Raw genomic sequence first — 10,235 nt, 5'->3', positions numbered from 1 at the left:
GCTACCGCCAAACCCCGCCGCTCGAAGGGGTCAAAATTGGACGCCGATGAGGGGTCAAATTTGCAAGCCGATTGACAGTCGCAGGCGTAGACGGCCAAGTGAGCGCGTCGGGGGCCGCCTGGCCCAGCCCAAGGAAGGGTCCGAGCGGAGGTGACTGCATCCGGGTATCGAGCTTGAGCGAGGACATACGCGCCTCGAATTGGGCGTTCACGCTATCAGGAAGAACGCAGTCGTGCTAAGTCGCTGCCCGAACTTACCTCTCCGCGCTCGCGCAAACCTGAGCTCCATTGCGATCCCGGGCGCCTCCGCAGCGATGTGGCCGGGGCGATATCGACTATCTGCTCAAGGTCGGGCTGTCGGTTACCCGGCGACCTCGTCCGTCCACACTCTGAAGCTGATCAGGGAGTTCGGCCCGAATGTTTGGGTGATCGGAACATCGGCGGCGTCACGCCCCTGCGCAATCAAGACGCGGCCGATCCGCGGCACGAAATTGCGGGGATCAAAGGTGTGCCACCTGCCCCCGAGATAAGCTTCAAACCAGCCGGCGAAATCGCCTGCGGCCCAGGGTTTTGGAGTGCCCATGTCGCCCAGATAGCCGGTGCAGTAACGCGCCGGGATATTCATGCAGCGGCAGAACGCGATGGCCAAATGCGCGTAGTCGCGGCACACGCCTTTACCCTCTCGATATGCCTCGAATGCCGTCTTGGTGGATCTCGCATGTTCGTATCCAAAGCTGATATGACGATGCACGAATTCACAGATTGCGTGCACTCTCGCCCAACCTGGCGGCGTGTCTTGAAACAAGTTCCAGGCAATGTCGGTGAGCCGGTCTGTCTCGCAATAGCGGCTTCCGAGCAAATAGACCAAGGTATCAGCAGGCAGGTCCTCTACTGCGTGTTGTCCAGCCGATGGAGACACCGGGTCGGGCAGCCCGCTGTCGCGCACGCAACCGTCGGCTGCCAGACGTATTCGCCCGGCAGGCGCAACGATCCGGCTGCACCAATTTCCGAACAGGTCACGGTACGGCGTAATCGGCACCGAAGGCTCGGTTGTCAGGGAATCCGGGACGATGACATCTGACGCGCGAGAAAAGTGAGTGCCCAACACCATGATCATCGGGGTCGGCTGCGAAAAATCGTAGAGCATTTCGAATCCGACATTGATCTTCATTCGAAATGCGCTCCTTTGCGACGACCCTTATGGCAGGTGGGGAAGGAATCTCCGAAAACAAGGCTTAGCGAGCCCGCGCCTCATTGTGACCCACGGAACGACGCGCCATTGTTCGGTTCGCCAAGCTGGCCGAACATTGCCGGAGATCGTCAGATCAACTTGAGCTCCAAGCCAGATCGATAGGAACCATGCTACTTCAGGAATGTTATGCATTCCGTTTTTGGTTGGCAAAGTCGTTGGAGAGGAGCGATGAAGCAACGGCGGCGGCGATTTAAGCAGATTCATTCACTCGAAGAACGTCTTAGCCAAGAAGCCAAAGCACTCAGGACGCAGGCGAGGCAGTTGCCTCCGGGGCGAGTGCGAGAAGCACTGCTGAGGAAAGCTCGGAATGATGAAACGGCCGCTCACCTCACACAGTGGCTGATGTCCCCCAGCCTTCCGCGATCGCAATAATGCAGAAAGCTCCGCTGATCATCATCAACGTGTCGAATCCTGTCGCTTTCGACGGAAAAGGCAGCATCATTATACTTGAGTATACTGATGAGGATGCCGCAAAGAAGGTGGCTTGGAAGATTGCCAGGGAGACGGGGCGGTCTGTGACGATACGCCGCGAGGACATGTGCGTGATCGAGACAATTCCAGCTACGGCCCACTAAAGTCATTCGATCTACTTCAGCCGGTGGATTCTTTCACAGCGCTGAAGGCCCGCAGCTGCCTTTCATCTGGATCGGCCATGGCACCTGTTCACGCCGTGAGCGGACAAGGGTGCCAGACGAGGCATCCGATTTCTTCGACGAGGAAACTCAATGCGTCGGCTCTGAAAAGTTACGCCGCCCACTTGAAAAGATGCGGACGGCGCTTCTCCAGCCCCGAGAGGGAACGAACAAAATCCCGGTTATAGGTCTGTCTCCCCGGGGGGAAGATAGGTTCAGGCCCGTTGGGCGAATGTTGCCCTGAGAACGACGATGGCCGGCAATTCCCGGCGTCTCCGCAGGGCGGAGTCTGCCGCGTCAAGAATCCCGCTTCAATCGTGAGGTCTCTTGCGCATTCTGTGAATCGATACTGCTGCGGATGTAATCGTAGATGTCGCCGCCCAGCTGCGCTTCGATTTGCTCTTGTGCGAAGCCTTGATCCTTGGCGGCTGTCAACAAGCGTCGGACCAGTTCCTCAATCTCGGGCCGACCGCGCCGCACACTGAATTGCTCGTCAGCATGCACGCTGTTCTTCAGCCAAAACTCTACGAATTCTCTTGCCGTGGACACCGTGATACCCCGTTACAACCGCAAGCTATATCAGTTGCGGCGACGTTTGAAGGAAAACAACCTCATTTGGAGGTCGTCGGCGACGACACTGACCACGTGAGGGCCGGCATCCGAATGCGATTGCTCCCGCCGCGGGCGCTCCGACCGAGCCATCACGTGGGAGTGGCTCGTTTCGCGGAAGACAAAGGCGCTCCGGAATGCCACGAGGAAGCGGATCGGACCGGGCGCGGGGCGGTCACCTGGACGCCAGACGTCCGCGCTGATGGCGACTGCAAGAACGCCTGGGAAGGCGGGAACATCGGCAGGCGCCAAGCGTTGCTCATCTGTAAACGACGGTTTTAGTAAAGCTCTGGCAGCCGCTCCATCGCCTTCCGGCACGTCGGTACCCACTGCAGGGTACAGCTTGACCCTCCATCGAAAGACAACGCGATGTTCCGGCGCAAGGCTGCCTCGTTCCGCAATGCCATCGATCTGAAGGACAAGGTTCAGGTAAAGGTGCTACGCAAGCGCCTCAAGCTTTCGGAGGCGCAGTTGATGACGGCGATCCGGAAATCCGGAAACTCGATCGCAGCGCTCGTCAAGGAAGCCGCGAACTGACCCGCATTCATCTTGCGGGACCACCTTGGCTGCTCACCAAATCACGTGGCGCAGTAACAGACTGGATTGACCATCGGTCGGTGGAGCGGCACTTATTGCTGAAGGCGCTGATCTGGTGGGTCTGACAAGATGCCAAAATATGAACGACATTAACGCCGCCCAGCGGGTAGACGCAGGGCGGGAGTGGGACGAACGGGACCGGCTCTCCGCCCTCGAGCGTTACGGAATCCTCGATACGCCAAGGGAGCCTGATTTCGACGATATCGTGCGGCTGGCCGCGGACACTTTTGGCGCGCCAATCGCGGTCGTGAACCTGATTGCAAATGGCCGGCAGTGGTTCAAGGCAGAAGTCGGAATCGGGACTCGTGAACTTCCGCTCGACGTCTCGATCTGCGTCCACGCCATCCTGCAGGGCGACACCATGGTCGTTCCCGACACTCTTTTGGACGATCGATTCGTCCGCAATCCTTTGGTCACCGCAGCAGGCGGGCTTCGCTTTTATGCTGGCGCCCTGCTGAAAACCGAGGAAGGCCTCCCGCTCGGCACCGTCTGCGTGCTCGATCGCCAGCCGCGCCCCGAAGGCATCACCGACCATCAACGATTGACGCTGGAAGTGCTGGCCAGGCTCGCGATGAATCAACTCGAAATGCGCCGTGTGATCGGGCTCCAGCACGCCCACACCATGCTGCTCGAAGCTGAAATGCGCGAGCGGAAAAGCGCTGAGGCCGCCCGTCGCCTCGCCGACGACAGATATCGGTCGCTGTTCAACTCGCTGGAGTCGGGATTTTGCATCATTGAGCTTGCGTTCGACGCAGCTGGCGTTGCCAAGGACTATCGCTTCCTCGAGATCAATCCAGCCTTCGCCCGGCAGACCGGTCTAACCGAGGCCGAGGGCAGATGGATGCGCGAACTCGCGCCCGATCATGAACAGCACTGGTTCGACATCTACGGACAGGTCGCCAAGACGGGAGAATCCGTTCGCTTTGAGAATCCAGCCAGGGCGCTGAGCGGCCGCTGGTATGACGTCCATGCCTTTCGCGTCGGCGATCCGAGTGCACATCTGGTCGCCATCTTGTTCAATGACGTTACGGATCGCCGACGCGCTGAAGTCCAGCGCGACGCCCTGTTGTCCATCGGCGATCGGCTGCGATCGCTCGATAAGGTCCCGGATACGACCGCTGCCGCGTCTGAGATCATCGGGAATGCCCTCAACGCCATTCGGGCCGGATTCGGACGCGTCGACGCAGCCAGGGAGTACATCACTATCGAGAAGGACTGGTCCGCCGAAGGCTTCGCGAGCCTGGCCGGCCGCCATCTGTTATCCGATTTCGGCAATCTCGACGCCGTCATCAGCGGCAAGCGCCCGATCATCGTTTCCGACGTACTCTCCCCTTCTCAATCAGTGCGTTCGCGGGACAGGTTGACCGGACTGGGGGTCCGATCCATGGCCGTGATACCGATCGAGGACCACGACGGCTCCACTGCGCTGTACTTCGTGCACGCAGCCGACCCCCGGGCCTGGACCGACGAGGACCTTGCCTTCCTCAGCAATGCCGGCGACCGTGTGGCGGCGAGTGTCGCGCGACTTGACGCGGAAGCCCTGCAGCACGTCCTCAATCTCGAACTCAGCCATCGTATGAAGAATACGCTGGCGATGGTGATGGCGATTGCGAGGCAGACGCTGCGCTCGGTTCCGGACCAAGCTCCGATTGAGGCGTTCAGTGCGCGCCTGCAGGCACTGTCGTCCGCTCACATGGCGTTGCTGCAGCAACGCTGGACGGAAGCTAAAATATACGAGGTTGTAAGGAGCGTCCTCGGAGCTATCGAGGCTATCGATAGGTTCGATATTTCCGGTCCGGCGGTCAAGCTTGGCGCGCGGGCGACGCTGTCGATGTCCCTTCTGCTTCACGAGCTTTCGACCAATGCTCTCAAATATGGGGCATTGTCCCGACCGACAGGCCGCGTTTCGGTTTCCTGGAACGTCCACGAAGACCAGCTGACGCTGAGATGGCGGGAGGCGAACGGTCCAACCGTGGCGAACCCGTCCGTAAAAGGCTTCGGATCAAGATTGATCGAAATGGGTCTCATCGGAACGGGAGGCGTTGCGCTTCGTTACCTGTCTACTGGGTTCGAAGCTGACTTCTCAGCCCCTCTCTCTCAGGTGCAACAACCTTGACGGGAGAGAACCAATGACAGCCTACAACGGAAGATGCAGGCCTCTCGTGTTGGTCGTCGAAGACGAACCGCTGCTGAGAATGGCGGCTGTCGATATGGTCGAGGAAGCCGGCTTTGAGCCGGTCGAAGCCGCCGATGCGACCGAAGCCGTCCGCATTCTGGAGGCGCGGCTCGATATTCGCATCGTCTTTTCCGACATCGACATGCCGCGCGGCATCGACGGGATGAAGCTTGCGGCTCTCATCCGCAACCGATGGCCGCCGATCGACATCATCTTGACGTCCGGCCACGTCGACGCGTCTGAAGTCGATCTCCCTGTACGAGGCATGTTCTTTTCCAAGCCGTACAACGAGAAGGTTGTGGTCGCAGCGATGAAGAAATTTGTAGGATGAGACACGAACCTCCAACAATGACTTGCTGCCCGGAAGTTCGCTCGTGTTATGGTCGAGCCATGCGTGCCAGACGCGCTTCGGGATGCCGTGATCCCCGGTCAAATTGTCCTGGCCGGCCACAGCCCGCAATTGGACAAGCCGTGGCAGCACGCCTGCATGGCCAGAACGCAAACAAACCCTGAGAGGCAAAAATGATCAAGAGTGAAGCGAATGCTCGGCTTCTGCAGCAAGCCAACAATGCCTTCAAGACGATTGGAGGCGAAACACCAATGAGCGATTACGCGAAGTCGCAACGATCCTTTCACGAAAATCTCGCTCGCTTGAAAGCAGAACGCTTGGCGCGTGAAGGCAAATCGAAAGACGGGGCGGAATAACATAGTGCCAGTAGGCGCTGTCGGTCTCGTCCTAGCCTAGACTAGAGCATTGAGAGCACGACGATCCCGTCTTCGAGCTCGCCTGAAGCGAGGCGCATCCGCGCCATTTGCTCGAACTCGGTCCGATATTTGTGAAGATAGCTGAACGCTTGCTTGTCGGTCTGAAATGTCGTGGTTAGCCTGCAGATCTGGCGCGCTGCGCCGAGCGCAAGGGAAAACGTGATCGTTCCGCTGCCGTCTGACTTGGCTCTACGCACAATCCGCCCCATTGCCATTAAACTACGTTCGCAGACGCATCGGCCGCTGCGGTAATCGGCTATCGAGCCGGCTTGCTTCTGCGTTTCGTCGGCGCGCGCGTGGGCAAGGATGCCGAGAGAACGGCGTCAGCGGCCTCCTTGGTCTCGCGGAGTTCTCGAAGTCGCGCCATGTTCTTCCGAATGTCGGTGGCCTGCTTTTCGACATCCAACAATGCCCGCGCGCCGTCTTCAGCCGCGAGTCTTTTGCGATTGAAGCGCGCGATGCTTTCGGGCGACGGCTCAGCTGCTTTCCTGGCGCTCATTTCCCATCACACCTTGGCACGGACAAAACCCGCTCAATCCGGAGATCGAGCGGGCAGAGCGGCCGTTTCAGTACATCCGTGAAACGGCTCCGCAAGATCAGGCCAGCGAGAGATTCTCAGCGCTGACTTTGCCTCGCATCTTGTCGGTCTTGGCCTCGTAGCTGACCTTCTGGCCCTCGGCCAGACCGGAAAGACCAGCGCGTTCGACCGCGCTGATGTGAACGAACACATCGTTGCTGCCGTCGCTCGGCTGAATAAACCCAAAGCCCTTTTGGCCGTTGAACCACTTAACAGTGCCTGTCGTCATTTTCATTCTCCAAAGCGCACGGGCGCGTTCCGCGTGGCGATCACGCGGCATCTTTCAACTTCGTCGATGTCTTTGGAAAAGGAGCCCGCGGGCGCGTTCAACAAGGCACAGCGGCTAATCGAATAGCTGCAATATACGCAGCTTTCTCACTTTTACAAGGATGGCGAGCAAGTTTGTTTTGCAAGAGCGTCCTTGGGTATCGTTCGAGCAGTTTCGAAGGGCCTCGTCATCGTAAGATGAGCGCTTTATCGATTGACATGGCTGTCCGGGAGTGGTCCCGTCACTCACACCGAACTGGATGCCGTGACGAACAGCCCGGCGCGTTCGACGTCGGCGAAGACATGCCGCCGTTTTATCATTCTCAAAATTACAACGAGCTTCCTGCGCAACTGGCTGCATGCAGGGACCTGCCGCGTTCGCAGCCCAGCGAGGAGTTTCATTTGCAGGTACTTGTTCGCGATAACAATGTTGACCAGGCGCTTCGTGTTCTGAAGAAGAAGATGCAGCGCGAGGGCGTCTTCCGGGAAATGAAGCAGCGACGGTCCTACGAGAAGCCTTCGGAGCGGAAGACCCGCGAAAAAGCCGAGGCCATTCGCCGGGCCCGCAAGCTCGCTCGGAAACAGGCCATCAGGGAAGGCTTGCTGCCGGCACCCCCGAAGAAGAAGCTTCCGGAACGTAAACCACCTTTGCCGCAGGTCGCCAGCAAGGAGCGCGCTTAGACGTCTCGCGATCGGAAGAACGCCGGGCATCGACGGAACCTTGGCGTCATCGATCTATTGCAACTCTCGTTACCGATTGTGACGCGACGGAAAGCGTGGATCATGAATCGGCGAACTCCCAGCGAGGCGGTCGGTGGGTCTCGGATGCAGGGGCCTGGTTGGTACAGCCAGATATGTTGGTCGGGGCGCGTGCCACCCGTCAGGCCGGTTCTTCAATCCCAGGAGGTTTGGATGGCGAAACCAAAGGACGATACGACGGCTCGTCGCATTCATAGCCAGCGCAAGCGTGCTGTTCATCTGGCTGGCGCTGCAATCGACCATAAGGCCGATAATCGTGCCAGTGCCGATGATCAAGCGATACGCAAGCGGCGCTTGGTTGAAGGGCCTGCAGAATTCCGAACCGTCCGCGTCGATCGTTCGACGAAGAAGACCAATAGCTAAGGGACGGGTGCCTCGGCGTCGTCCTGGCACCCTCGACGCTGCTTCACAAGCGTCATGCGTCTAATCGACGAAACAGCATCGTCGAATCTTCGCCTTGGCAGACTTTGCGGACGATTTGTTTGGGCAGCAGGAAACAGCAGGCATCTATGTTCTGAAATCGATGCCTCGCAGCACGATTCCTCTCGGATTTCCTTCGAGCTCCGTCGCTCGATATTTGCTCGCCGCGCACGCCTCGATGCGATCGCGCAGGCGAATGAACTGGGCTTCGCGCTGTTCGGAACGGATCTGCTTGCCGCCCTCGAGAAAGTCCATCGCGGAAGTCGAGATTGCGCAGGATACTTCCTTAGCGCCGTCTTGCATCGAAAACAGGACGATCATCCTGTCGTATTCATGGCCAATATAGCGACCGCTCGTCAGCGTCATGGGCTTGCTCCTTTACGAAATGATTCCGTGACAGCGCCAACTCTTGCTAGCTGCTCCCGCGGTCTACCTCCGTGAGCCTGGTGAAATCGTCGAGCAGCTTCGCGACCAGCGCGCGGTGTCTGGTATCTTCAGCAGGCAAGCTTGCGGCATAGAGGTTAAGCAGATGCCGCGCCTTGACTGCTGCCTCCGGCCACGAGGCGGCAGGCGCCGACATCATGCGGTGTTCGAGCTCGGATTCACGTTCGCGCAGCTCCCTTGCGTGGGTCTCGACTTCGGCCAGAGCGCGGCGCAAATCGGTCGCCTTCTGTGCAGCCATCCCGCGATGCTTGTCGAGATCGACCGGGTGGTCAGTCATCGCTTGCACTCGCGTCCGCAGCTTGTGCATTGGCAAGGTCGACTGAGCCGATCGAAAGTACCTCCATGGAGTTGTGGGCGCCTTCCGCGGGCACGACGATCATCGTGGCAATGCGGCGGTAGGCCGAGAAAGTGAGCCCTTCGATCGCCTCCTCGTCAGTGATGACCTCGTAAGCGCCGGCGGGCAGCAGCCGCTCGATACTGCGAATTCGAAACGGATGCCTGAACGTGACGGTCTCTCGCCGTGAGCGGATGGTCATGCACGCCTGCCTTCTTGCAGCTGGGGCCCAACCGACCTGCAGCGACCAGCATGCGCCGATCGCAAGACAATAGCCAGCACATTCACCGTTGTTGCGCGCTGGCGCCCAAGGGCGCTCTCGCACATGCGCGGCGTATTAGCGCTCGCTATTGGCGCGGCGGAGGCGTAGGGTGTGGCATCACCGCGCGTCTCGACGGCATCGACCGGTGACTGAGGGTTGCGTGCGCTCCCGCCGATAGAGTTGCAGGAGCGCCCTATGTCCCGCTTTCTCGCCTCGGAATGGATCGTCCCGCCGGTGATCGTTCCGCTGTTTCTTTTGCTTCTGGTGTGTGCTGCAGCCGTCCTTAATGGCTAGGACAACGCGCGTGCGGTACCTCATCACGGGGACCAACGCGCATGGCAGTGCCAATCTCGGCCGCGGCAGCGCAACGCTTGCGCTGCGTATCGCGCGTAAGCTGCTGCGCGAGGGTTATACGGACGTTCGCGTATGCACACCGCGCGGGCGCGTTCTACAGTCGAATGAATTTCACGAGCTCACCCCCCAACAGGAGATGGACGTCATGGCGAAGGGACAGCAACGCGGAAATCGCGAAGCCAAGAAGCCGAAAAAGGAAAAAGCCAAGGTTATAGCGGCGGCACCGAGCCGGAAAGAGGCCGCTTGGCAACCGGATTTCGGGCCCTCGAAGAAGAAGTAAGCCGTGGCAAACAAGCTAGTGCCAGGAGCTTGACCGGTATTGTGGCGCCCGCGAGGGCGTTACTCTCTTTCGATGATCGAAGAGTGTCGGGATTGCAGTCGTGTTCCGACCGCCAGTTGGGATTCCCTCCCTTCATAACCAATGGAAGCCGGACCGCGTTCCACCGCTCGCCGAGCGATAGGCAAATCCATCGAGATAACGGGGCGCCTATTGTTTCATCTTTTCGACCTCGAAGTTGAACCGGACCTGCATCACCGGGCCGACTTTGTCTCGTACATCAACCATCATATGCCGCTTTGAAAGACCTGGTGAGCCATGCACCGCCTCCCGAGCCATGTCGGCCAGTGACTTCGCCGCTTCAGCTTGCACGGCTCGAAGGTCCGAGAATTCCAGGCCCTCTTCGTCAATGAACAGGCCGTCCTCATCCAGGAGATCGAAATAGTATCGCGTCATCAGGCCCTCCCGGGGCAGGCGGGAGCCCTACATGTCTCTCAGCCACCGATGTCTC

17 protein-coding genes are annotated in these 10,235 nt (G+C 59.2%); 8 read left to right on the top strand and 9 right to left on the bottom strand.

Features of this window, described 5'->3' with window-relative positions:
- Nucleotides 1–360 precede the first annotated feature (360 nt).
- Nucleotides 361–1,170 (bottom strand): transglutaminase-like domain-containing protein, encoded by an 810-nt coding sequence (locus JQ616_RS38210; RefSeq protein ID WP_212023335.1) that lies wholly within the window; start codon nt 1,168–1,170, stop codon nt 361–363.
- Between the two features lie 452 nt (nt 1,171–1,622).
- On the opposite strand from JQ616_RS38210, the gene JQ616_RS38205 reads away from it, so the two are divergent.
- Nucleotides 1,623–1,826 (top strand): hypothetical protein, encoded by a 204-nt coding sequence (locus JQ616_RS38205; protein ID WP_212023334.1) that lies wholly within the window; start codon nt 1,623–1,625, stop codon nt 1,824–1,826.
- Between the two features lie 354 nt (nt 1,827–2,180).
- On the opposite strand, the gene JQ616_RS38200 is transcribed toward JQ616_RS38205, so the two are convergent.
- Entirely contained in the window at nt 2,181–2,387 is a 207-nt protein-coding gene (locus tag JQ616_RS38200) for a hypothetical protein (RefSeq protein WP_212023333.1), read from the bottom strand.
- Between the two features lie 474 nt (nt 2,388–2,861).
- Between JQ616_RS38200 and JQ616_RS38195 the strand changes: the two genes are divergently transcribed.
- The 4 genes from JQ616_RS38195 to JQ616_RS38180 all read left to right on the top strand — a co-directional run bounded on the left by JQ616_RS38195 (nt 2,862) and on the right by JQ616_RS38180 (nt 5,970).
- A complete protein-coding gene (locus JQ616_RS38195; protein WP_100951604.1) occupies nt 2,862–3,029 on the top strand; it encodes a DUF3606 domain-containing protein in 168 nt (55 codons plus the stop codon).
- 139 nt (nt 3,030–3,168) lie between these two features.
- A complete protein-coding gene (locus JQ616_RS38190; protein ID WP_212023332.1) occupies nt 3,169–5,205 on the top strand; it encodes a GAF domain-containing protein in 2,037 nt (678 codons plus the stop codon).
- A gap of 13 nt (nt 5,206–5,218) precedes the next feature.
- Nucleotides 5,219–5,596, top strand: coding sequence for a response regulator (locus tag JQ616_RS38185; protein WP_212023331.1), 378 nt, complete (start codon nt 5,219–5,221; stop codon nt 5,594–5,596).
- Nucleotides 5,597–5,787: 191 nt separating this feature from the next.
- Entirely contained in the window at nt 5,788–5,970 is a 183-nt protein-coding gene (locus tag JQ616_RS38180; protein ID WP_100951601.1) for a hypothetical protein, read from the top strand.
- A gap of 41 nt (nt 5,971–6,011) precedes the next feature.
- On the opposite strand, the gene JQ616_RS38175 is transcribed toward JQ616_RS38180, so the two are convergent.
- From JQ616_RS38175 to JQ616_RS38165, 3 genes are all read right to left on the bottom strand, one after another.
- The gene (locus JQ616_RS38175; protein WP_249137843.1) at nt 6,012–6,245 is read right to left on the bottom strand and encodes a hypothetical protein; all 234 of its coding nucleotides are present in this window, start codon (nt 6,243–6,245) and stop codon (nt 6,012–6,014) included.
- Between the two features lie 41 nt (nt 6,246–6,286).
- A complete protein-coding gene (locus tag JQ616_RS38170) occupies nt 6,287–6,529 on the bottom strand; it encodes a transcriptional regulator (protein ID WP_212023330.1) in 243 nt (80 codons plus the stop codon).
- Nucleotides 6,530–6,626: 97 nt separating this feature from the next.
- Nucleotides 6,627–6,836, bottom strand: a complete 210-nt coding sequence (locus tag JQ616_RS38165; RefSeq protein WP_212023329.1) for a cold-shock protein — start codon at nt 6,834–6,836, stop codon at nt 6,627–6,629.
- 440 nt (nt 6,837–7,276) lie between these two features.
- Here JQ616_RS38165 and rpsU point away from each other — a divergent pair, with 440 nt between their 5' ends.
- Nucleotides 7,277–7,555, top strand: coding sequence for a 30S ribosomal protein S21 (gene rpsU / locus JQ616_RS38160; protein ID WP_212023345.1), 279 nt, complete (start codon nt 7,277–7,279; stop codon nt 7,553–7,555).
- Between the two features lie 231 nt (nt 7,556–7,786).
- Nucleotides 7,787–7,996 (top strand): hypothetical protein, encoded by a 210-nt coding sequence (locus JQ616_RS38155; RefSeq protein ID WP_212023328.1) that lies wholly within the window; start codon nt 7,787–7,789, stop codon nt 7,994–7,996.
- Between the two features lie 144 nt (nt 7,997–8,140).
- Here the strand turns inward: JQ616_RS38155 and JQ616_RS38150 are convergent, their stop codons facing one another.
- From JQ616_RS38150 to JQ616_RS38140, 3 genes are read right to left on the bottom strand one after another with little or no spacing between them, the layout of a single operon-like run.
- A complete protein-coding gene (locus JQ616_RS38150; RefSeq protein WP_212023327.1) occupies nt 8,141–8,419 on the bottom strand; it encodes a DUF1488 domain-containing protein in 279 nt (92 codons plus the stop codon).
- Between the two features lie 46 nt (nt 8,420–8,465).
- On the bottom strand, nt 8,466–8,774 hold the full coding sequence (locus JQ616_RS38145; protein ID WP_212023326.1) for a hypothetical protein: 309 nt from the start codon (nt 8,772–8,774) through the stop codon (nt 8,466–8,468).
- Entirely contained in the window at nt 8,767–9,033 is a 267-nt protein-coding gene (locus JQ616_RS38140) for a hypothetical protein (RefSeq protein ID WP_212023325.1), read from the bottom strand. The genes JQ616_RS38145 and JQ616_RS38140 overlap by 8 nt, the downstream gene beginning before the upstream one ends.
- Nucleotides 9,034–9,397: 364 nt before the next feature.
- On the opposite strand from JQ616_RS38140, the gene JQ616_RS38135 reads away from it, so the two are divergent.
- Nucleotides 9,398–9,727, top strand: coding sequence for a hypothetical protein (locus tag JQ616_RS38135; RefSeq protein WP_212023346.1), 330 nt, complete (start codon nt 9,398–9,400; stop codon nt 9,725–9,727).
- Nucleotides 9,728–9,934: 207 nt separating this feature from the next.
- On the opposite strand, the gene JQ616_RS38130 is transcribed toward JQ616_RS38135, so the two are convergent.
- The gene (locus tag JQ616_RS38130; RefSeq protein ID WP_212023324.1) at nt 9,935–10,180 is read right to left on the bottom strand and encodes a DUF6894 family protein; all 246 of its coding nucleotides are present in this window, start codon (nt 10,178–10,180) and stop codon (nt 9,935–9,937) included.
- Between the last annotated feature and the right edge of the window lie 55 nt (nt 10,181–10,235).

This window comes from Bradyrhizobium tropiciagri (assembly GCF_018130545.1).
GTDB lineage: Bacteria > Pseudomonadota > Alphaproteobacteria > Rhizobiales > Xanthobacteraceae > Bradyrhizobium > Bradyrhizobium tropiciagri_A.
Note: the sequence above shows the minus strand (reverse complement) of the source record. Positions and strands in the feature narration are given on the sequence as shown.